At 55.7% G+C, this 20,690-nt stretch carries 20 protein-coding genes and 2 tRNA genes; 14 read left to right on the forward strand and 8 right to left on the reverse strand.

Going from position 1 to position 20,690, the window contains the following annotated elements; translation table 11 throughout:
- Positions 1-147 precede the first annotated feature (147 nt).
- The gene (phoB, locus tag MPQ_RS10810) at positions 148-834 is read left to right on the forward strand and encodes a phosphate regulon transcriptional regulator PhoB (RefSeq protein WP_013442982.1); all 687 of its coding nucleotides are present in this window, start codon (positions 148-150) and stop codon (positions 832-834) included.
- Positions 835-922: 88 nt separating this feature from the next.
- A complete protein-coding gene (gene phoR, locus MPQ_RS10815) occupies positions 923-2,257 on the forward strand; it encodes a phosphate regulon sensor histidine kinase PhoR (protein WP_013442983.1) in 1,335 nt (444 codons plus the stop codon).
- A 33-nt stretch (positions 2,258-2,290) separates the two neighbouring features.
- On the opposite strand, the gene MPQ_RS10820 is transcribed toward phoR, so the two are convergent.
- Positions 2,291-2,671 (reverse strand): hypothetical protein, encoded by a 381-nt coding sequence (locus tag MPQ_RS10820; RefSeq protein ID WP_013442984.1) that lies wholly within the window; start codon positions 2,669-2,671, stop codon positions 2,291-2,293.
- 141 nt (positions 2,672-2,812) lie between these two features.
- A complete protein-coding gene (locus tag MPQ_RS10825) occupies positions 2,813-6,625 on the reverse strand; it encodes a DUF3683 domain-containing protein (RefSeq protein ID WP_049821905.1) in 3,813 nt (1,270 codons plus the stop codon).
- A gap of 199 nt (positions 6,626-6,824) precedes the next feature.
- On the opposite strand from MPQ_RS10825, the gene MPQ_RS10830 reads away from it, so the two are divergent.
- Genes MPQ_RS10830 through MPQ_RS10840 form a run of 3 tightly spaced genes read left to right on the forward strand, consistent with a single transcriptional unit; the run spans position 6,825 to position 8,517 of the window.
- On the forward strand, positions 6,825-7,340 hold the full coding sequence (locus MPQ_RS10830) for a peroxiredoxin (RefSeq protein ID WP_013442986.1): 516 nt from the start codon (positions 6,825-6,827) through the stop codon (positions 7,338-7,340).
- Positions 7,341-7,342: 2 nt separating this feature from the next.
- The gene (gene hemJ, locus MPQ_RS10835) at positions 7,343-7,756 is read left to right on the forward strand and encodes a protoporphyrinogen oxidase HemJ (protein WP_013442987.1); all 414 of its coding nucleotides are present in this window, start codon (positions 7,343-7,345) and stop codon (positions 7,754-7,756) included.
- A 2-nt stretch (positions 7,757-7,758) separates the two neighbouring features.
- Positions 7,759-8,517 carry a hypothetical protein gene (locus MPQ_RS10840; RefSeq protein WP_013442988.1) on the forward strand — a complete coding sequence of 253 codons (759 nt, stop codon included), beginning with the start codon at positions 7,759-7,761 and terminating at the stop codon, positions 8,515-8,517.
- Between the two features lie 53 nt (positions 8,518-8,570).
- Here MPQ_RS10840 and MPQ_RS10845 read toward each other — a convergent pair whose 3' ends face one another.
- Positions 8,571-9,095, reverse strand: coding sequence for an SRPBCC family protein (locus tag MPQ_RS10845; RefSeq protein ID WP_013442989.1), 525 nt, complete (start codon positions 9,093-9,095; stop codon positions 8,571-8,573).
- A 194-nt stretch (positions 9,096-9,289) separates the two neighbouring features.
- Here MPQ_RS10845 and MPQ_RS10850 point away from each other — a divergent pair, with 194 nt between their 5' ends.
- From MPQ_RS10850 to MPQ_RS10870, 5 genes are all read left to right on the forward strand, one after another.
- Complete coding sequence (locus tag MPQ_RS10850) at positions 9,290-9,853, forward strand: TetR/AcrR family transcriptional regulator (protein WP_013442990.1); 564 nt, start codon at positions 9,290-9,292, stop codon at positions 9,851-9,853.
- Positions 9,854-9,927: 74 nt separating this feature from the next.
- Positions 9,928-10,869 carry a carbohydrate kinase family protein gene (locus tag MPQ_RS10855; protein WP_041362347.1) on the forward strand — a complete coding sequence of 314 codons (942 nt, stop codon included), beginning with the start codon at positions 9,928-9,930 and terminating at the stop codon, positions 10,867-10,869.
- A 45-nt stretch (positions 10,870-10,914) separates the two neighbouring features.
- The gene (locus MPQ_RS10860; protein ID WP_369750517.1) at positions 10,915-11,334 is read left to right on the forward strand and encodes a glycine zipper 2TM domain-containing protein; all 420 of its coding nucleotides are present in this window, start codon (positions 10,915-10,917) and stop codon (positions 11,332-11,334) included.
- Positions 11,335-11,507: 173 nt separating this feature from the next.
- On the forward strand, positions 11,508-12,257 hold the full coding sequence (locus tag MPQ_RS10865) for a GNAT family N-acetyltransferase (protein WP_013442993.1): 750 nt from the start codon (positions 11,508-11,510) through the stop codon (positions 12,255-12,257).
- Positions 12,258-13,016, forward strand: a complete 759-nt coding sequence (locus MPQ_RS10870; RefSeq protein ID WP_015830819.1) for a 1-acyl-sn-glycerol-3-phosphate acyltransferase — start codon at positions 12,258-12,260, stop codon at positions 13,014-13,016. It begins immediately after the preceding gene.
- Here MPQ_RS10870 and MPQ_RS10875 read toward each other — a convergent pair.
- Together MPQ_RS10875 and MPQ_RS10880 are read right to left on the reverse strand one after the other, a co-directional pair.
- Positions 12,969-13,823 carry a symmetrical bis(5'-nucleosyl)-tetraphosphatase gene (locus MPQ_RS10875; protein WP_013442995.1) on the reverse strand — a complete coding sequence of 285 codons (855 nt, stop codon included), beginning with the start codon at positions 13,821-13,823 and terminating at the stop codon, positions 12,969-12,971. The genes MPQ_RS10870 and MPQ_RS10875 overlap by 48 nt on opposite strands.
- Before the next feature lie 49 nt (positions 13,824-13,872).
- The gene (locus MPQ_RS10880; RefSeq protein WP_013442996.1) at positions 13,873-14,835 is read right to left on the reverse strand and encodes a cytochrome c5 family protein; all 963 of its coding nucleotides are present in this window, start codon (positions 14,833-14,835) and stop codon (positions 13,873-13,875) included.
- Positions 14,836-14,949: 114 nt separating this feature from the next.
- On the opposite strand from MPQ_RS10880, the gene MPQ_RS10885 reads away from it, so the two are divergent.
- Positions 14,950-15,026, forward strand: a tRNA-Arg gene (locus MPQ_RS10885).
- A gap of 31 nt (positions 15,027-15,057) precedes the next feature.
- On the opposite strand, the gene MPQ_RS10890 is transcribed toward MPQ_RS10885, so the two are convergent.
- Positions 15,058-16,755, reverse strand: a complete 1,698-nt coding sequence (locus tag MPQ_RS10890; protein ID WP_013442997.1) for a sulfatase-like hydrolase/transferase — start codon at positions 16,753-16,755, stop codon at positions 15,058-15,060.
- A gap of 227 nt (positions 16,756-16,982) precedes the next feature.
- On the opposite strand from MPQ_RS10890, the gene alkB reads away from it, so the two are divergent.
- Positions 16,983-17,621 carry a DNA oxidative demethylase AlkB gene (gene alkB / locus MPQ_RS10895; protein ID WP_013442998.1) on the forward strand — a complete coding sequence of 213 codons (639 nt, stop codon included), beginning with the start codon at positions 16,983-16,985 and terminating at the stop codon, positions 17,619-17,621.
- A gap of 178 nt (positions 17,622-17,799) precedes the next feature.
- On the opposite strand, the gene MPQ_RS10900 is transcribed toward alkB, so the two are convergent.
- A tRNA-Leu gene (locus tag MPQ_RS10900) sits at positions 17,800-17,884 on the reverse strand.
- A gap of 35 nt (positions 17,885-17,919) precedes the next feature.
- On the opposite strand from MPQ_RS10900, the gene queA reads away from it, so the two are divergent.
- On the forward strand, positions 17,920-18,975 hold the full coding sequence (queA, locus tag MPQ_RS10905; protein WP_013442999.1) for a tRNA preQ1(34) S-adenosylmethionine ribosyltransferase-isomerase QueA: 1,056 nt from the start codon (positions 17,920-17,922) through the stop codon (positions 18,973-18,975).
- A gap of 172 nt (positions 18,976-19,147) precedes the next feature.
- A complete protein-coding gene (locus tag MPQ_RS10910) occupies positions 19,148-20,038 on the forward strand; it encodes a hypothetical protein (protein WP_041362349.1) in 891 nt (296 codons plus the stop codon).
- A 15-nt stretch (positions 20,039-20,053) separates the two neighbouring features.
- Here MPQ_RS10910 and MPQ_RS10915 read toward each other — a convergent pair whose 3' ends face one another.
- Positions 20,054-20,665, reverse strand: a complete 612-nt coding sequence (locus MPQ_RS10915; protein ID WP_013443001.1) for a lytic transglycosylase domain-containing protein — start codon at positions 20,663-20,665, stop codon at positions 20,054-20,056.
- Positions 20,666-20,690: the final 25 nt, after the last annotated feature.

Here is a 20,690-nt window from a genome sequence, read left to right on the forward strand (position 1 = left end):
TGAGTAACAAATACCTGACAGCCAAGATCATCATATAAAAAAACAGGGTTGGCAATCTGCATTAAAATTCGGGTTTATCAAGTGTCATCAATCTGTCATATTAACGTCATATAGTAAGCAGCACTGCAAAAGCCAAGGATAAATGAAATGCCCGCTAACATATTGATTGTTGAAGATGAACCTGCCATTCAGGAGCTTCTTGCCCTTAATCTGACCCAGGCCGGTCACAACCCGATTCGCGCACTCAGCGTTGAACAAGCCCAAATGCTGATTCGCGAAGCACTGCCTGATCTGATCATACTGGACTGGATGCTACCAGGCATGAGCGGCATTGAGTTTGCACGCAAGTTAAAATCGGATGAATTCACCAAGGCTATCCCCATCATCATGCTGACAGCGCGCGGCGAAGAAGCCGACAAGGTAAAAGGCCTGGAAGTGGGCGCTGATGACTATGTTACCAAGCCTTTCAGCCCGCGTGAGCTGAATGCCCGTATCAAGGCCGTGTTGCGTCGCCGTGCACCGCAGATGACGGATGACCCGATCGAAGTTGGCGGCTTGCGTCTGGACCCGGTAACGCACCGCGTCACCGGCAACGGCACCACGCTGGACCTTGGCCCGACTGAATTCCGCCTGCTGCATTACCTCATGTCCAACCCGGAGCGCGTGCACTCGCGCAGCCAGGTTCTGGACCGCGTGTGGGGCGATCGCGTATTTGTCGAAGACCGCACGGTAGACGTGCATATTCGCCGTCTGCGCCTGGCACTGGCTGACTCTGGGCACGAAGACCTGATCCAGACCGTGCGCGGTGTTGGCTATCGTTTCTCGGCGCACTAGCTCATAATAACGCTTTGCCAACGTCGCACTTGTCGGGGCTGCCGAATGCTCCAGCAAGTGATTTATTAATTTGTGGAATGGTAGCCGCGTGCACGATATTCGTTGGAGAGCTTTCTGGCTCGGCTTTTTGTTAGTGACCGTCAGCCTGGTGGTGTGGGCTGTCGTCGATGAAATTGCAGCATTACTGGTATTTGGCGTGGGCGTCGTGCTTTACCTCGCCACCCACCTTTACTGGATACACAAACTCCTGCAGTGGTTCAACAAACCCGATCTCGCCACCATGCCGCTGGGCACTGGCATCTGGGAAGATGTATTCGCCGCTATCTACCATCAGCAGCGTCGTTACAGCCGCAGCCAGACCCAGCTGAGTTCGGCGCTCGATCGCTTTCGTCATGCCGCCAGCGCACTGCCAGATGGCGTGGTGCTGTTGAATGGCCACGACCTGATCGAGTGGTGTAACCCGCCTGCGGAACGGCACCTTGGCCTGTCCATGAAGCAGGACGTCGGCCAGCCTATCAGTTATCTGGTGCGTAGCAGTGACTTCATCAGCTACCTCGATTCACACAACTACACCGACCCGATCAAACTCAAGTCCTGGCGACTCGCCGATACCACCCTTGAATTGCAGATCATCCCGTTCGGCATCAACCAGAAACTGTTGATCAGTCGCGATATCAGCCAGCTGGAAAAGGTCGAGCACATGCGGCGCGACTTCATTGCCAATGTCTCCCATGAATTACGCACTCCTTTGACGGTAGTAGGCGGCTTTCTGGAAACACTGAGCGACATGGATGGCGCGGTGCCGGATAGCACGCGCAGCTACTTTGACATGATGCAGGAGCAGACAGGCCGCATGCGCAGGCTGGTGGAAGACCTGCTGACCTTGTCGCAACTGGAAAATAGCCCCACCATCCCGCAGGATACCGAAATTGATATCAATGCCCTGCTGAGCATGGTGATGAACGAAGCGCGTGGCCTCAGCAATGATCGCCATACCATCACCCTGGAGGCGGACACCACGCTGAACCTGACAGGTGCGTTGGAGGAACTGCACAGCGCTCTGGGCAATCTGGTGAGCAATGCCATTCGCTATACACCAACGGGTGGCAGCATTCATATCAGCTGGAAGACGCGTGGCACCGATGGCGTATTCAGCGTCAAGGACACCGGGCTGGGGATTGAACAACAGCACATCGACCGCCTGACTGAACGCTTTTACCGGGTAGACCGTAGCCGCTCACGCGAGACCGGGGGCACGGGCCTGGGGCTTTCCATCGTCAAGCATATCCTGACGCGCCACCAGGCCAGATTGGATATTGAAAGCGAATTCGGCAAAGGCAGTACCTTCAGCGCCGTATTCCCCAAGGCGCGCCTGGTGCACAAAACCAGCTCCCCATCAAATCAAGCAGCCCGCACCGCCTGACCCGCTGCAAAACGGGCATCGCCCGAGCGCAGCTTAATCCACGACAGGCGGCAAAGGTTTTCTGTTGCCGGTGACATTCCCTGCATCCGGACTGGCCTTGGACTTTGGCAAGGCTGGCTGCAAACTCGGCACCACTTCAATACTTTTCTTGCGCATCACAACCGGCGGGCCACCCTCACTTGGCAATGGCACCACCAGCGTACGCGGCTCCAGACTTTCTGGCGGCAGCACAATGACGGGTGACAGGCGCGAGCGGGTATTCAGTTGGGCAGGCGGGCTGACAGCCACACCGGAGGATGCATTATTACTATTGGATAATGCCGGAATGGCACCTAGCGTGCTCTCTTCCGCCATCGATTGACCAACAGGGATGAATGCCATGCTGGCCAGTAAAAATGGGGCAAACCTGGTCATTGCAACTCCTTCACCTGTATCAGTTCAAGCTACTATACGCTGGCAAAGCGTCCTGTAAACCCTAAACTTTCCCGTGCAACTCACAATAAAAAAGCGCAAGGCATAGCCTTGCGCTTTTCATATCAACGACCGCAGACCGTGTTACAGCAGGACTTTTTCAATCCCGCCATTATTGGCCTTGTGCACGAAATCCTGCATCCAGTTTTCGCCCAGCAAGTGCTTGGCCATTTCCACCACGATGTAATCCGCCTGCACCCCGGTATCTTCGCCATAGCGCGCAAGACCTTGCAAGCAGGATGGGCATGAAGTCAGTATCTTCACATCCTGCTCGGGCGCACCAGGGGTCAAGCCCAGCTTGGCCATACCTTTTTCCAGTTCTTCCTGCTTGCGCATTTTGACCTGGGTCGCAATATCGGGACGCGATACGGCAAAGGTGCCAGACTCGCCACAGCAACGATCATTCAGTGCGACATCCTGCCCCATCAGAGCATTGGTCACCTTGAGCGGCTGATAGGTCTTCATCGGGCTATGGCAAGGGTCATGGTACATATAGCGCGTACCCGTCACGCCTTCCAGCTTCAGGCCTTTTTCCATCAGATATTCGTGAATATCCAGCAAGCGGCAGCCCGGGAATATCTTCTCGAACTCGTATTTCTGCAGCTGATCCATACACGTACCGCACGAGACAATCACGGTCTTGATATCCAGATAGTTCAGCGTATTGGCAATGCGATGAAACTGCACGCGGTTTTCTGCCGTGATCTGCTGCCCCTTGTCGTGGTTGCCGCTGGATGTCTGCGGGTAACCGCAACACAGATAGCCAGGCGGCAGCACGGTGGTAGCACCGGTTTCATACAGCATGGCCTGGGTAGCAAGCCCCACCTGCGAGAACAAGCGCTCCGAACCACAACCCGGGAAGTAGAACACGGCATCCGATTCTTCCGTCGTCTTCTGCGGATTGCGGATGATCGGCACTATCGTGTCATCTTCCAGACCCAGCAAGGCACGCGATGTCTTGGTCGGCATGGCTTTGGGCATGGGGCGATTGATGAAGTGAATCACCTGCGCCTTGATTTCGGGCTTGCCCAGGGTAGCGGGTGGTTTCTTCTTGATGTTGCCAATCAGGCCCAGCTTCTTGAACACCTGATGTCCCAGCCGCTGCAGCTTGTAACCCCAGCCTATCATGGCCGTGCGCATCAGCTTGATGGTGGCCGGATCCTTGACGTTGAGGAAAGCCATGGACACGGTAGTGCCGGCATTGAAATGCTTCTTGCCCTGCTCGCGCAGGAAGTTGCGCATCGCAATCGACACATCGCCGAAATCGATATCGACCGGGCAAGGGTTCAGGCATTTATGGCATACCGTGCAATGGTCGGCCACATCGTTGAACTCGTCAAAGTGCTTGATCGAAATGCCACGGCGCGTCTGCTCCTCATAGAGGAAAGCCTCAATCAGCAACGAGGTACCGAGGATCTTGTTGCGTGGCGAATACAGCAAATTGGCGCGGGGCACGTGTGTGGTACATACCGGTTTGCACTTGCCGCAACGCAAGCAATCGCTGATCGAGTCGGCAATATCGCCGATCGCCGATTGCTCCATGATGATGGATTCCTGCTCCAGCAACCCAAACGATGGCGTGTAAGCCCCATCCAGGCCGGAGCCTGCCATCAGCTTGCCTTTGTTGAAGCGCCCTTCCGGATCCACCTTCTGCTTGTAATCAGCAAAGGTCGAAATGGCTTTCTGGTCAAGGAACGCCATCTTGGTAATGCCAATACCGTGCTCGCCGGAAATCACGCCATCCAGGCTTTCGGCCAGCTTCATGATGCGCGCCACGGCTTCATGCGCGGCATGCATCATTTCATAGTCATCAGAATTGACTGGAATATTGGTATGGACGTTGCCGTCGCCCGCATGCATGTGCAGCGCCACGAACACGCGGCCCTTGAGCACCTGCTTGTGGATTTCGTCCGCCCGCTCCAGGATCTTCTGGTATTCACGGCCGGTGAATATCTGGTGCAGCGGCTTCTTCAGCTCGCGCTTCCAGGACACGCGAACCTGATGCTCCTGCACGGCGCGGAAGACGTTTTCAGTGGCAATATCCGCGTATTCGCTACCCAGAATGCTGACCGGCGCATCCAGGTTTTCCAGGATAGTGCGCCAATGGGTGCGCACCTTGTCCACCAGCGCCAGAGACTGGGCACGCTTGGCAACCAGCATTTCAGGATCGGCCTGCGTATCGTCGTCCTGATACAAGGGCAGATCGCCTTGCAGGAAGGTTTCCAGTGCATCGGCCAGTTTGAGCTTGTTCTTGATCGACAACTCGATATTGATGCGCTCGATGCCGTCCGAATAATCGCCCAGACGTGGCAACGGAATCACCACATCTTCATTGATCTTGAAGGCATTGGTATGTTTGGCAATCGCCGCCGTACGGCCACGATCCAGCCAGAATTTCTTGCGCGCTTCACCCGAGACTGCGATAAAGCCTTCACCGCCGCGCGCATTGGCCAGCCGCACGATATGCGATGCGGCTTCGCCTACGCCGTTTTCATCGTCACTGGCAATATCGGCCAGCAACACCATCTTGGGGCGCTCGTTGCGGGTTGCCTTGGTGGCATAGCCCACAGCTTTCAGATAGCGCTCATCCAGATGCTCCAGACCTGCCAGAAGAGTATTGGGGTGCGCATCCAGGTAATCCTTGATCTCGACAATCGCAGGCACGCCGAGCGCCACGTGCCCAAAAAACTCAAGGCAGATGGTACGCACATGCTTGGGCATACGATGCAGAATGAAGGTAGCCGAGGTAATCAGGCCGTCGCAGCCTTCCTTCTGTATACCAGGCAAGCCCGAGAGGAATTTGTCCGTCACGTCCTTGCCCAGTCCGGTCTTGCGGAAGCTGGGGCCAGGAATTTCCAGAATTTCCGGTTCGGCGAGCATGGTTTTGCCATCCTCGGCAAAGCGCGTAATGCGGAAACGGGCGACCGGAATGTCATGAATCTTGCCCAGGTTATGGTCAAGACGCTCCACCTCGAGCCAGTTGGCATCGGGCGTCACCATGCGCCATGAGGCGAGATTATCCAGCGCCGTGCCCCAGAGCACGGCTTTCTTGCCACCGGCATTCATGGCGACGTTACCGCCGATACAAGACGCATCGGCAGAGGTAGGATCGCAGGCAAATTCCAGCCCGGCGGCCGTGGCGGCCTCCATCACACGGCGCGTCACAACACCAGCGCCGCAATGGATGGTCGGCACCTGGCGACCTACGCCAGGCAGGGTGCGCATTTCAACGGCACCCAGGGTATCCAGTTTCTCGGTATTGATCACGGCAGACAATGGTGTCAGCGGCACAGCACCGCCGGTATAACCAGTACCACCGCCACGTGGGATGATCGTCAGACCGAGTTCGATACAGGCACGCACCAGCGCTGCCATTTCGTGCTCGGTGTCTGGTGTCAGCACCACAAACGGGTATTCAACACGCCAGTCGGTAGCATCGGTCACGTGCGAAACGCGCGCCAACCCATCAAACTGGATATTGTCCTTGCGCGTGATCTTGCCCAGTCGGGACAAGGCTTTTTTACGCAGACTTTCGGTTTGCTTGAAATCCTGCTCAAACACATCTACCGCTTTGCGCGCCGCGGCAATCAAGCGCAACACCAGCGGATTGCCCTGGCTACGCTCGTCAATGGCCTTGATGCGATGATGCAATGCGCTGATCAGGGCTTGGCGACGTTTTTTGTTCGCAAGCAGATCATCCTGCAGATAAGGATTGCGGGAAACGACCCAGAGGTCGCCCAGCACCTCAAACAGCATGCGTGCGGAGCGGCCGGTTTTCCGTTCGCCGCGCAATTCGTTGAGAACGTTCCAGATATCTTCACCGAGGAATCTGATAACGATTTCGCGGTCTGAAAACGAGGTGTAGTTATACGGGATTTCGCGTAAGCGGGTGGTCATGAATTTGGAAGGTAACCAAAAGCCCAATTATACCATGGGCAACATTGCAGTTTATTAGCAGACTGAATTTGTCAGGTATTAAGCTTATGCGTGATGCAAAATTCATACAGTCGTCCATTTACAGGCGCAGATTCCTGATGACAAGCTCCAGCAAACCCACGACAATAACGCGTGCATCGCAGATCGCTCATATTTAAAGATGAAATCCTTATTTAACTCCCCTCGCAAACTGCTATTCCCCTTGTTGCTGGTCCTGCTGCTAGGCTTTCTTGCCTACACGCTGGCCAGCAAGCCCACTGCGCCGAATATCAGCTTTACCACCCTGGATGGTAAAACCTCCAGCATGCAGGATCTGCGTGGCAAAGTGGTGCTGGTCAATTTCTGGGCGACGGATTGCCCCGGCTGTATTGCGGAAATGCCAGCACTGATACAGACCTGGCATCAATATCATGAGCGTGGCTTTGAGGTCGTGGCGATCGCCATGCCCTATGATCCTATTGATCAGGTCAAAAATTACACCGCCAAAAATTCTCTGCCATTTAAAGTCACCCATGACGACAGCGGTGACATGAGCATGCAATTCAACGAAGTGCGCGTCACGCCTACCACCTTCGTGCTGGACAAAGATGGCAAAATCATCCGCAAAGCCATAGGCGAGCTTGATTTCAAATCCCTGCATCAACTGCTGGATCAACAACTGGGTACAAAAGGCTAGCCATGCTCTGGATCAAGGCGTGGCACATCATTTTCATGGTGACCTGGTTCGCAGGGCTGTTTTATTTGCCACGGCTCTTCGTTTATCACGCCATGTCCAGCGACGAGACCAGCAAGGCCCGTTTCAAAATCATGGAGCGCAAGCTGTTCTACGGCATCATGACCCCCGGCGCGGTGCTGACCATCGCCTTTGGGCTGTGGCTGTGGCTGGGCTATGGATTCACTGGCGGCTGGCTGCATGCCAAGGTATCGCTGGTGGTATTGCTGGTGCTCTACCACCTGTATTGCGGCAAGCTCGTGCGTGACTTCGCCCACGACCGCAATCAGCACGGCCATGTGTTTTACCGCTGGCTTAACGAAGCTCCGGTGCTGGCGCTAATTGCCATTGTCATCCTGGTTGAAGTGAAACCCTTCTAGCCATGCCAGCCCATCCATTATTCAACTCGGAGCTGCTGATCGCCAGGATACAAAAATCCTCGAGCAACCCTGGCCAGCGCCTGCTGAATGCGTTTGATCTTCTCGCAGAAGCCGCCAGCAATCCGATAGCGCTGTCCGGCGAAGCAGACATTCCCGCAGATAGCGCCATGCTGCGTTTCATGCAAATCCAGACGCAAGCCATGGCGATAGAAATGCCGGACCTGCTGGCGCAGCAACTTTACTTCATGATGCAGCAAGCGCTTGAAACGGAACTGGCCTCCCCCACCTCACGCGCGCTGCACCATGCCCGTATTGCAGCCGACGCCATGTTACAAGCTCAGGCACCTGAGCATAAGCCTGCAGGCAAGGTGCTGGCTTATGCCATGGCAGCAGGTTTGTTTACCTTGCTGGGCAGCACCAGCATCGCTTTGCAAAGCGAATTCCAGCCCTCAGGGCCATTTATCGTCGCAGCCTTGAATTCTTCGGCAAAACCCGTGGAGACGCGCATGGCCCCTGATTTCTCGGTCGCCAATCCGGCCCGCACGGCAGCCATGTACGCCAAAATTGAACAGATGCGCACAGGAAGCTGCGACTACCCGCAAGCACTGGTGCTGCCCGAATCGGAACGTGGAATTTATATTGAGTATGTTGTGAACGGCAAGGTATCGACCAAGGTCAGCGATCAGGATGTTGTAAACAAACTGTTGCAGCAAGTCAGCTGCAACTACACGCCGATGCTGATGAAAAACTCAACGAGTTAGTGATAAATAATAAAGCCGGCCAATGCCGGCTTTATTACGTATAGCGTGCAGTATTATTTTTCGGACAGTGCTTTAAGATTTTGCAGGCCGCTTTGATAAATGGAAGTCACCGTATCACGTGCAGTCTTGTCATCTTCCCCGGCTTTGGGCTCATGCGCTGGATCCTTGCGCTTGAACATGCTCTTCCAAGTCACTTTGGTTTTGCCTTCGCCCACTGCTTGCACTTGCAGCGTGGAGTCATATTCACGCAGCGGCAGCACGCTTTCCGTGATGGTGTATTTCAACACATGATTCGCATCATCAAACTCCGTGAGCGTTTCGTGAATGGTGCCGCCATCTTTGAGCACGAGTACACGCTGGGCGCCTGCAGCATTGGCAGTGCCACCGGACAGCGTGGTTTTAGCCACAGCGGGATGCCAGGACATATCGGCGAAGTTTCCGGCATGTGCCCAAACCTTGTCAGCAGGGGCATTGATTTCGATGGTTTCACGGATTCGCAGGGTTTCATCAATCGCCGCGATTGATACCACCGGTAAAGCAAAAGCAGCCAGAACTAAAGCTCTTTTAAGTGTACGCATACATACCTCGGTTAACAAATGAAAATGGCCGCATGACTTACGGCGCAAGGACTGTACATGACTTTTTCGCCTGGCGCCTGTGAAAAAATCCCGTTTTTATGGATGAATAAGGGCGCTGCATAAAAATATACAGATTTGTATATTTATTGAATGCTTTACGATAGAATTTAATCATCATCAGGAAACACCAGACCATGTCTCCATTACGGGCAAAAATACTTAGTGTGGCTACCGATCTCTTCCAGACACGGGGCATCAACTCTACCGGCGTCGACACCATAGTCGCCGTCGCCGGCACCACCAAAATGACCTTGTACAAATACTTTCACAGCAAGGAAGACTTGATTCTGGAAGTATTGCAGCAAGGCCATCAGGACTTTCAATCCTGGCTGCAGCAGAAGTTCGAGACCAACACCAAAAAGCCCGCTGAAAAACTGCAAAAGTTATTCGACTTCATTGAAGAATGGGTAACGTCGCCTGACTTCCGCGGCATGGCCTTTCTCAAAGCCTCTGCCGAGTTCCCCAATGAAGAGAATCCGGTGCACCGCCTGTCGGCCGAGCAATCCCGGCAATTCCGGCAGTATCTGGCTACCCTTGCCAGCGAAGCCGGCATTCAGGATACCGAAGGTCTGGCCCTGCAATTGTCGCTGCTGATTGAAGGCGCCATGCAGGCCGAACAGATGAAGCGCGGCTCAGGTGCAGTGAAGTATGCCAAAAAAGCTGCCAAAGTCCTGATCGATAACGCACTTAAAAGCTGACATAGCGCGTCAGCGCACTTGCCCGGCGAGCCGCTACTCGCTGATAATGTGGCTTTATCTTCTTAGCCCACATAATGAAAACTCTGATCTGCGGCTCGATGGCTTACGACACCATCATGGTGTTTGGGGACAGCTTCAAGAATCACATCCTGCCCGAAAAAATTCACATGCTGAATGTCTGCTTTTTTGTGCCGGAAATGCGGCGCGAATTTGGCGGCACTGCCGGCAACATTGCCTACAATCTGCAACTCTTGGGCGGCGCACCCTTGATCATGGCGACCGTCGGCGAAGACTTTCAGCCCTACAGCAAATGGCTGGACAAACAGTCGCTGGATAGCGCGCATATCAAGGTGATTCCCGAGACCTTCACCGCACAGGCTTTCATTACTACCGATCAGGATGACAACCAGATCACGGCTTTCCACCCTGGCGCCATGAGCGCAGCGCACAGCAATAGCGTGCACGATGCCAAAGATGTCAGCCTCACCATTATTGCGCCTGATGGCCGCGATGCCATGTTCCTTCACGCCCAGGAATGCAAGGATGCGAGCATCCCCTTCCTGTTTGACCCGGGCCAGGGCCTGCCCATGTTCAATGGTGAAGAACTGCTGCATTTCATTGAGCTGGCCGACTATGTGGCCGTCAATGATTACGAGGCGCAACTTCTGCAGGAAAAATCCGGTCTTACCCTTGATACCATTGCTGGCAAGGTAAAGGCATTGATCGTGACACTGGGTAGCGAGGGGTCACACATATACACGGAAGGTAAACGCCTGCATATTCCATGCGTTGAAGCTTCAGCCGTGACCGACCCTACCGGGTGTGGCGATGCCTACCGCGCGGGCTTGCTTTACGGCATCAGCCAAGGCTGGGACTGGCAACAGAGCGGGCAGCTGGCTTCGGTGATGGGGGCAATTAAAATTGCGCATCGCGGTGCACAAAACCATCAGCCAAGCCGCGAAGAAATCGCACAGAGGTATCAACAGGCATTTGGCAGCTCAATCAATCTGGGTTAAAGGAGTCATTAAGTGAATACAGTGAAATTAGTGGGGATTGCAGTCATGCTGGCCATGCTGGGCGCATGCGCCAGTTCAAACTCTGGCAGCGTGTATAGCCGGGATGAAGCTCGCAAGGTACAAACGGTCAAAATGGGTGTCGTGGAAAGCGTACGTACCGTCAAGCTGGAAGGCACCAAATCGCCGGTCGGCACCGCTGGCGGCGCCGTGGTCGGTGGCGTGGCAGGCAGTACAATCGGTGGTGGCAAAGGCCAGGCGATTGCTACCGTATTGGGCGCGATTGTCGGCGGCCTGGCAGGCTCGGCGGCAGAAGAAGGCCTGACCCGCAAGGATGGTCTGGAGATCACCGTCAAGCTGGATAGCGGCACCATGATCGCCGTAGTGCAGGAAGCAGACGACCAGTTCCAGCCTGGCGAACGTGTGCGTATTCTGGAAAGCGGCGGCACCACTCGCGTCAGCCACTAAGCAGACATTATCTGCACCCCATAAAACCCGGCGAGAGATTGCCGGGTTTTATTTTGCCCGTTGCCGCCATCACTCCCGACAGGCGATTCATGCAAGCTTCAAATGGCCGTCACCGTTCCGTCATAAAAGATTCGTAAATTCTCTCCTATCTTAAATCAGCAGGAGAGATTCAATTGCTAGAAAAGCATGTCTCAACCGGCTTGCACAGCGAGCCCAGCCATCTGCACGTGACTCTGGCGCGCAATCCTTCCGAAATTGCAGAAGCACAACGTTTGCGCTACAAGATATTTGCTGAAGAAATGGGCGCCCGCATCAATGGGCAGGACGGTCTGGACCGTGATGGCTTCGATGCCTTTTGCGATCATTTGCTGGTACGTGAAACAAAAAGCGGCGAAGTCGTTGGCACCTATCGTATTCTGAACCCCACCATGGCCGCTGAAGCCGGTGGTTACTATTCCGCGGGTGAGTTTGACCTGAGCCGTTTGCAACATCTGTTTGATCGCACCGTGGAAGTAGGCCGCGCCTGCGTACACCCGGACTATCGCATGGGCGGCACCATTACCCTGCTGTGGGCAGGCCTTGCCAAATACATGCAAACGCACCGCTATGAGTACATGATAGGTTGCGGCAGCGTGGGCATGGCCGATGGCGGCCACATGGCAGCCAGCCTGTATACACAACTGGCGCAGGATCACCTCAGCCCGCCGGAATATCGTGTTTTCCCACGTTGCCCATTGCCACTGAACGCGCTGCAGACCTCGCTTGACGTGAATTGCCCACCGCTGATCAAGGGCTATTTACGCCTGGGCGCCTACATCTGCGGCGAGCCAGCCTGGGATCCAGATTTCAATACCGCAGACATGCTGGTCATGTTACCTTTGTCGCGTATCAACAAGCGCTATGCGGCTCACTTCTTCAAATAATTGGAAAAACCAAGCTCCCCTATCACCCGCATTTTCCGGGTAATCCGTATCGTCCTGCACATGTTCAATGGCATGCTGATTGCCACCCTGCTGTTGCCGCGCCTCAGTGCGCGGCAGCGCGACCGGGTGATCAGCCGCTGGGCACGTGGTTTGATGCAGGTCATGAACATCCGCGTGGTGGTGAAAGGATCGCCACCGCATCCGGACATCGCCTCCGCCATGCTGGTCGGCAACCATGTTTCCTGGGTCGACATCCATGCGCTCAACAGTGTGCGCACAGTGCGTTTTATCGCGAAATCTGAAGTGCGGGACTGGCCGGTATTTGGCTGGTTTGCGCGCAAGGTGAATACATTCTTCATAGACCGCCAGCGCAAGCAGGATACGTCGCGCATGGTGGCTGAAGCGGTGAGCAGCCTGCAGGCCGGCGATTGCCTTTGTTATTTCCCCGAAGGCACGACGACGGATGGCACCGAGCTGAAACCCTTCAAGGGCAGCCTGATGCAAGCCGCGATTGATGCCGACAGCATGGTATGGCCGGTAGCGATTCGCTACCCGCGGGAAGATGGCAGTGCAAATACCGAGATGGCATATTGGGGAGACATCACCCTGATGCAGTCGATTGCCAAGGTACTGGCATGCCGCAAACCCGTTGTGGAACTCGACTTTGCGCCGCCCATCAGCCCCGCCGGGCATGACAGGCGCAGCCTGACGCTACAGGCCAGGCAAGCGATTGCCAGCCGGCTTGATCTTGCGGGGTGAGTCTTCCGGGCTGCAGGGCACCTGAAAAATGGTCCGGTCTTCCAGGCGCATGGCGGTGAGGCTGCCACCCCACAAGCATCCAGTGTCGAGCGCGAAAAGATTATCCCGCTGCTGCAACCCCAGGGCTGACCAGTGCCCAAACACGATGGCGGTATCGACAGAGCGCCGGTGTGGCACCTCAAACCACGGCACATAACCTGCAGGAATCTCATCCAGCTCGCTCTTGAACTTGAAGTCCATTTCCCCCGCCAGCGTGCAGATACGCAAGCGTGTCATGGCGTTGGTGATCATTCGCAGCCGGTCCATGCCACGCAGGCTATCATCCCAGGCAACCGGATGGTTGCCATACATATGGCGAAGAAAGTCGTGATAGTCAGGCCCACGCAGGGCTTCAGCCACCTCGGCACCCAGCGCCAGTGCGTCCGTAGCGCTCCATTGCGGCAACAAACCCGCATGCACCATCAGATACTCCGCCTCAGCATGCACCAGCGGCAAGCTGCGCAGCCAATTCAGAAGGTCATCGCGGTCGGGCGCGTCCAGTATTTCCTGCAAGGTATCACTTCGGTGCGGCTGCACAAACCCTTCGGCTACTGCCAGCGCATGCAGATCGTGATTGCCCAGCACGGCGACGATGGATTGCCGGTGCTGATGCAACCAGCGCAATACTTGCAGGGAATGTCCGCCGCGATTGATGAGATCGCCCACCAGCCAGAGGCGATCGCGGGCAGGGTCAAATTGAATATGGCTCAGCAGATGCTGAAATGAAAAATGGCAACCTTGCAGATCACCGATTGCGTAGGTTGCCATAGCATGAACTCACTTAAGCGATGCTGCATGGCAGCACCGCATGATCAAATTAGTCGGCCTTGAAGTTGGCGCCGCCCTGGTTTGCCATATAAGCCACCGCACGGGCAACTTCCGCATCACTCAAACCGGGATTGCCACCCTTGGCTGGCATCATGCGAATACCATGAATCGCATGTTGCACCAGAGTATCGTAGCCTTGCGCAATACGTGGTGCCCAACCATCCTTGTCACCGATTTTAGGCGCGCCCATCAGACCGCCCGCATGGCACATGGCGCAAACGCCCTTGACCACTTCCTCGCCAGACTTGCCACTGGCAGCAGGTTTAGGAGCTTCTGCAACCACGACTGGCTTGGCTTCTTCCGCCGGAGCAGCAGGAGCCGCTGGGGCTGCAGCCTTGGCTTGTGCAGCAGGAGCTGGTGCAGGAGCGGCAGCAACGGGAGCCGCGGCTGGCGCAGCAGCAGGGGCAGCTTCAGCGGCGGCGGCAGGCGCTGCGCCACCATGTGAGGCACCACCCAGCTCAGGCGACTTGAAACTTGCACCAGCCTGATTTGCCATATAAGCCACGGCATTGGCAACTTCATTGTCGGTCAGGTCCGGATTACCGCCACGCGCAGGCATGGAACGAATACCTTCAATGGCGTGCTTGATCAGGGTCTCATACCCTTGGGCAATACGTGGGCCCCAGGCAGCCTTGTCGCCAATCTTGGGCGAACCCAATGCACCGGCAGCGTGACAGGCAGAACAGACAGCCGTCACAACTTGTTCACCCGTTTTGTCCACATGCGGACCGCTGTTGTCAGCTACTTCCACCTGCGCAACCGGCTTGATGCGCTCTTCAACCACGGCTTGCTGAATAGCAGGGTCTGCATCCACCAGATGCGAAGCCTGTATACCAAACAACATCTTAACAATCAGAAAAATCACCAGCGCGGGTGCAAACAATCCCCCCAAGGTAGCCAGCACCACCTGCGTCACTGTTGTTTTTGGAAATTCGTGATGATGCTCACCCATGACGATAAACCCTTATACCCATACGAAAAGTAGTGATTATACGTTGAAGCGCCTACAGGTAAAAGGACAAGCTAGCGTGCATTTGCTATAATCTTGTTCGCAGTATTTCTATACGCGCCCGTAGCTCAGTTGGATAGAGTGTTGGTTTCCGAAGCCAAAGGTCACAGGTTCGACTCCTGTCGGGCGCGCCAGATTTTAAGCTCCAGAATTTCTTTTCAAACGTCATCTATCCGCCGCTTGCCGGGGCTTCAGCGTACTCAGCAGTACGGGCGCATGGTATTCAATCCGATCCGGCCATTCCCGGATGGGTAGTACGAACCGGTCACCAAGCAACTGGTCGCCGTGATTAAAATGCAGGGTGACGTCCGCATTGGGGTTATTAATCTGCACGCCCAGGCGTTGAGCCAGCCACAGGCCAAGTTCATAATGACTGACCCATGAATCCTGAACGAGGTCCGCGGGTTGCGCGGTATTGCCACTGAGGACCATCATCGGGATCTCAACCACCTCAGGTTGCAGCCGGTTATGGCCCCAGCGGCCCTCCTCTCCCAGCAGCTGCCCATGGTCGGCGGTAATAATCAGATACTTCTCGCCATCAAGCTTTGAAAAAGCACGCAGGATGCGATCCATGACGCCATCCCAATGCAGCATGGTGTTATCGTAGGCGTTAAGCATGCGGGTTTCATGGCTGAGTTCACTGGTCGTGGGCCAGGGCGGTGTAAAGGCGCGATCCTGCTGGTAGTTTTCTTCGTAGGGAAAATGCACGGCGCGCATATTGAAAACGGCGAAGCTTTTATCCGTGGGCATTTGCTTTTCGATAATATCGGCCAGCAGAGCATCGCGGCGCTGCATGAAGCCGACCATGCGACTTTCTCGGGTTACCACGTGATCGATGAAAGGCCGACCGAGATAGGTGAGTAGCTTGGACTCCTGCGATGACAACCAATAGGTTTCATAGCCCTGCTCTTGCGCCAGACGAAACAGATTATGCCGCTTGTCTTTCATCCAGGCTTCCTGTCCGGGCTCGCGGATCACATTCATTAATGCAGGCAGGCTGACAGCCGTGCTCACCCCGGCGGCAATGCCCTTCAGCCGTATCCCGTTCATCTGGCGCATCCAGCGTTGCAGGTGCGGCGTGGTCTGTCGGCTGGCGCCGTAGAGGCTCATGCGGTCCGGTCGCAAGGAGTCGGCCACCACCAGCCAGATATGCCGAGGCATGGAGGGCGAAGCTTGCCGCGTCATGCGATAAGGCACCATGGCGTGCATCTCAGAGGCGGGCGCTATGGTGTCACCTTGCAAGCCCTTGACGGCAAAAAATGAAAAGACATTCATGCTGTTGTGCAAAGCGCTGCGCGTGGGGCCGGGCAAAAAGTCTTCCAGATCGCGATAACTGGCGCGTATTGGCTTTGCCGCCAGAATGAGCAATATCAGTAACCACGCCAGACTGAAATACGGAAGCCCCAGACGGGGCTGCAGCCAGCCATGCAACAGAAAAAGTGCCGCATACGGCAACCCCACTACGACCAGCACCCAGGCATAAGGCGCCCAGCTGGCCTGCAGCGCCTGGCGGATATCCTCCGGATTTTGCAGGGCGTTTTGCAGATCACTGACGCTGAGCGGCTCGCCGGTAAACGCCAGGTTGGCAAACTGGATGATTTGCATGAAGACGAACAGCATAAGCACCAGTGCCACCAGCCATCGCTGGCGACACAACCAGAACCCCAGCGCCAGCAGCCAGATGACCAGCCCATAGACAGGCTCAAACACGGCATAATGCGCGCCACCCATCGCATGAAACAGCAGATCGTCCGCCATTAGCAGGGCGGCGCTTAACAAACTGAGCAGCAGGATAAAAACAAAAGGACGCCAGCCTGCATTGCGGCCGCGCCCGACGAAAGAAGAGAGAAGTAAACTGGGCATGCTGCATGTGCTTGCAACGAGCAGGCCTACAGAGAATTTTTAAGCAAGCATATGATTTAACGAATGTTATTCTAAAATCCCGGTGCACCGCCCTGGCATTTTTTGCAGACCCGGCAACCTCATCCTGCAAAAAACGTCTCAAGCGCATACCCACGGAATTCCATAGGCAGGCGCTGCCTGCATTCCACTTACTCCATCCTCGTTAAAGGATAAGCAGCAGATATCTCATGAGTCGTGATCTTTTTGCCTCTGACGCACCACAAGCACTGGCAGCGGCCACATTTATGCTTGCTGGATTTGCACTCGCCCGGCAGGACATTCTGTGGCGTGATATCCAGGCTATCCTGCGTCGCTCGCCCTTGCGCCACATGCAGACGCCTGGGGGATTTACCATGTCGGTGGCGATGAGCAACTGTGGTCCGCTGGGCTGGGTCAGCGACCGCAAAGGCTATCGCTACAGCCCTATCGATCCACTGACAGATCAGCCGTGGCCAGCCATGCCACTCGCCATGCAGCAGTTGGCCGCCGAAGCAGCTGCGCTCTGCGGATTTGAAGGGTTTTTGCCGGATGCCTGCCTGATCAATCGCTACGCGCCCGGCACACGCATGAGTTTGCATCAGGACAAAAACGAGGTGGATTACAGCGCGCCCATCGTCTCGGTATCGCTGGGCGTAAGTGCGGTGTTTCAACTGGGAGGCATGCAGCGCAGCGAAAAAGCATCGCGTATCAGCCTGCAACATGGCGATGTCCTGGTGTGGGGTGGTGAAGACCGCTTACGGTTTCATGGCGTGTTACCCATCAAGCCGCAGCAGCACCCGCTGACAGGGGAAGACCGCATCAACCTGACGTTTCGCAAGGCGGGCTAAACCCGTGAGTGCATGTCACCTGAGGGCGAGATGAAGCTAAGCATTTGGCTCGCCAAAAACGTGAAAATTCAGCGTCTTGCTACCGACTTGGAACTACTGGGGAACATTATCAAACGAGAGATTTACAACAGGATCGTTATTTTTAAGCCATTGTTTATTATGGTAAAATAACTTTTTGTGGTGCCGGGGGGGGGACTCGAACCCCCACACCTTGCGGCGGCGGATTTTGAGTCCGCTGCGTCTACCAATTCCGCCACCCCGGCTGAGTGGAACGCGATTATAACAAAGCTTGAGCAATATGCGAACCGAAGATTTTGATTTTTTCCTGCCTGAAGAACTGATCGCCCAATTCCCTGCCGCCGAGCGTGATGGCAGCCGCCTTTTAAGGCTGGATGGCAATAGCGGCGCCATTGCCGACCATCAGTTTCGCGAACTTCCGCAGTTTTTAAACGCGGGCGACGTGCTGATATTCAATGATACGCGCGTGATCAAAGCCCGCTTGCAAGGCCACAAGGAAAGTGGCGGTAGCATTGAGCTGCTGATTGAGCGGCCGCTGGATACGCATAGAGCGCTAGCGCATATTCGCGCATCGCGCTCGCCCAAGCCTGGCAGCCGCATCTTTATTGGCGATGGCATTCCCGCACGCGTGATCGAGCGTCAGGACGACCTGTTCCTGATTGAAGTGGAGCACACCACACCTTTGCTAGATCTGCTTGATCAATATGGCGCCCTGCCCTTGCCACCCTATATTACCCATGCGGCCGATGCCGAAGACGATGAGCGTTACCAGACCGTTTATGCCAGAACGCCGGGCGCCGTTGCTGCGCCCACGGCCGGCCTGCATTTCAACCAGGCCATGCTGGATCGTCTGCAGACGGCTGGCATACAGATCGCCTACGTTACCCTGCATGTAGGCGCGGGTACGTTTCAGCCCGTGCGCGTGGATGATATCAGCGAGCATCGCATGCACAGCGAGATTTATACCGTACCGCCTGCCACCGTCGATCTGATCAATACCGCGCGCGCTGCCGGGCACAAGATTACTGCCGTTGGCACCACCGCCCTGCGTGCCCTGGAAAGCGCAGCGCGCTCAGGGGCTCTGGTCGCAGGCAGTGGCGAAACCGACATTTTCATCACGCCCGGTTACCGCTTTCAGGTGGTCGAGCGCTTGCTGACCAACTTTCACTTGCCCAAAAGCACGCTCATGATGCTGGTATCGGCCTTTGCCGGGGTGGAGAATATTCGCGCGGCCTATGCCCATGCTATTGCCAGCCGTTACCGTTTTTTCAGCTACGGCGATGCCATGCTGCTGGAACGTCGGGAATCCATCGAACAAGCGCCCACCCCCGGTTAGCAGCCGCAAAAGCAACAAGCTGTGCATGCCCAGGGTGGGCAACGGAACTCCTGCTGCCTGTGCGCTTCATAATCGGGTATTCTTCCCAATCCTGAGCGGGACCGAATCCCGACAGATGACCCAGGCCATGACCACAATGCGCCGTGAATTTGAGAGTGAGATGAGAGTTGCCATGACGTTAAATCGCTTTACTGCCATATCCGCCTTGTTTGCCAGCCTTTGGCTGGCTCTGCCTGCTAGCGCCCAGGTGCTGCCTGAAGCCCAGATCGGGGTACGCATCCCGCTGGCAAAGAAACCAACTACCCGGCCGATGGGCGTTGCCTATTCGCCACTACATCAGCGTTATTTTGTCGCCGATGGCGGCCTGGGCCCGGTACCGGGCTCCATGGACATCACCACCTCGCGCTCGGAGGTACATGTGTTTGACGCCAGCGGCAAATACCTGCAATCCGCCCTGCCCGGCCTGGATAACCGCGCCATCTATTTCAATCCCAACACCCAGCTCATCGAAACCATTACCTACAATGTCTCCAGCAGCGCCGGCTTTACACCGGGTACCGGCATTTACTCGCTGGAAATCAATGACAAGGGTGAGCTGACGGAAAATACGCGCGACATTATCAGCTTCAACCCGGCGTTTGGCGATGCGGCCACCATGCCAAGCTACGATGCAAAAAACCAGCGCTACTATGCCAAGCAGGAGCGCAGTAACCGGGTGTGGGTCGTAGACCCCAAGCAACGCGAAAAAGTGAGCGAGATCGTGCTGGATCTGAATGCTGCGGGCGCCAGATTTGATGACATCAGCGATCACTTCATTGCCTACACAGGCATTACAGGCGAAGAACTGGCCGTGCTGGATGTCGACCACAAAGCCGTGCTGGTATTTGATCTGAATGGCAAACTGGTGGGCAAGAGCGCGCTGCCACCCACGCTCAAGCTGTTATCGCAAAACCATTACAACGGCGTTGGCTACAGCAATGGCATGGTGTTCGTGTACGCAGAACGCGAAGGAGAATTCGGGACGTATCTGGGATTCAAAGTGTCGGACCAGGTCGCCCCCTGACCCCAATGCCTGGTGCTAGTAACCGGGGCGATAGCTCCAGTTATTGCGCCAGGCGCTTAATACCATATTGGGATATTCCGGCTGGCCCAGGCTGCCGTTGTAGCGGCCAAGCGCCCGGTACAAATCCCCATTTTCGATATCCAGATAATGCCGCAGGATGGTACAGCCATAGCGCAGATTCAGGCGCAGGTGAAACAGGTTGTGCTCCGGCGAGCCTATGCTGCGCACCCAGAACGGCATGACCTGCATGAAGCCGCGCGCGCCGACTTCCGACACCGCATATTTCTTGAAGCCGCTTTCCACCTGAATCAAGCCCAGCACCATTTGCGGATCCAGCCCCGCACGCGAGGCCTCGTAATGCACAGACCGTAAAAAATCCTCGCGCATGGTCTGGTCCGGCATGCGCTTTTTCAAACGTTCCGACATGTCCTGCATCCAGCGCTGGCCTTCCACCTCACTGGCAAACACCAGTCTGGGCGCGGCCAGATCGCTGACGGACTTCTGCATCAGCGCCCGTACACTATTCGAGAGCGGCTCTTCTTTCTGCGCACCGGCGTGGGCAGGCAACGCACTTAAGAGTGCCCACGCCAGCCAGCCGGATATACAGAGTTTATTCAATGCGCGCATCCTCATCATCAGTCTGTTACGGCGC

Origin of the sequence: Methylovorus sp. MP688 (genome assembly GCF_000183115.1) — a bacterium.
Classification (GTDB): domain Bacteria; phylum Pseudomonadota; class Gammaproteobacteria; order Burkholderiales; family Methylophilaceae; genus Methylovorus; species Methylovorus glucosotrophus.

Coding starts and splice junctions, on each gene's coding strand:
- MPQ_RS10915 (WP_013443001.1), bottom strand. CDS start 20,665: ATGCGCGCATTGAATAAACTCTGTATATCCGGCTGGCTGGCGTGGGCA.
- MPQ_RS10820 (WP_013442984.1), bottom strand. CDS start 2,671: ATGACCAGGTTTGCCCCATTTTTACTGGCCAGCATGGCATTCATCCCT.
- MPQ_RS10910 (WP_041362349.1), top strand. CDS start 19,148: ATGACGTTAAATCGCTTTACTGCCATATCCGCCTTGTTTGCCAGCCTT.
- queA (WP_013442999.1), top strand. CDS start 17,920: ATGCGAACCGAAGATTTTGATTTTTTCCTGCCTGAAGAACTGATCGCC.
- MPQ_RS10880 (WP_013442996.1), bottom strand. CDS start 14,835: ATGGGTGAGCATCATCACGAATTTCCAAAAACAACAGTGACGCAGGTG.
- MPQ_RS10825 (WP_049821905.1), bottom strand. CDS start 6,625: ATGACCACCCGCTTACGCGAAATCCCGTATAACTACACCTCGTTTTCA.
- MPQ_RS10860 (WP_369750517.1), top strand. CDS start 10,915: ATGCTGGCCATGCTGGGCGCATGCGCCAGTTCAAACTCTGGCAGCGTG.
- MPQ_RS10830 (WP_013442986.1), top strand. CDS start 6,825: ATGAAATCCTTATTTAACTCCCCTCGCAAACTGCTATTCCCCTTGTTG.
- MPQ_RS10875 (WP_013442995.1), bottom strand. CDS start 13,823: ATGGCAACCTACGCAATCGGTGATCTGCAAGGTTGCCATTTTTCATTT.
- MPQ_RS10890 (WP_013442997.1), bottom strand. CDS start 16,755: ATGCCCAGTTTACTTCTCTCTTCTTTCGTCGGGCGCGGCCGCAATGCA.
- MPQ_RS10850 (WP_013442990.1), top strand. CDS start 9,290: ATGTCTCCATTACGGGCAAAAATACTTAGTGTGGCTACCGATCTCTTC.
- alkB (WP_013442998.1), top strand. CDS start 16,983: ATGAGTCGTGATCTTTTTGCCTCTGACGCACCACAAGCACTGGCAGCG.
- phoB (WP_013442982.1), top strand. CDS start 148: ATGCCCGCTAACATATTGATTGTTGAAGATGAACCTGCCATTCAGGAG.
- hemJ (WP_013442987.1), top strand. CDS start 7,343: ATGCTCTGGATCAAGGCGTGGCACATCATTTTCATGGTGACCTGGTTC.
- MPQ_RS10840 (WP_013442988.1), top strand. CDS start 7,759: ATGCCAGCCCATCCATTATTCAACTCGGAGCTGCTGATCGCCAGGATA.
- MPQ_RS10845 (WP_013442989.1), bottom strand. CDS start 9,095: ATGCGTACACTTAAAAGAGCTTTAGTTCTGGCTGCTTTTGCTTTACCG.
- MPQ_RS10855 (WP_041362347.1), top strand. CDS start 9,928: ATGAAAACTCTGATCTGCGGCTCGATGGCTTACGACACCATCATGGTG.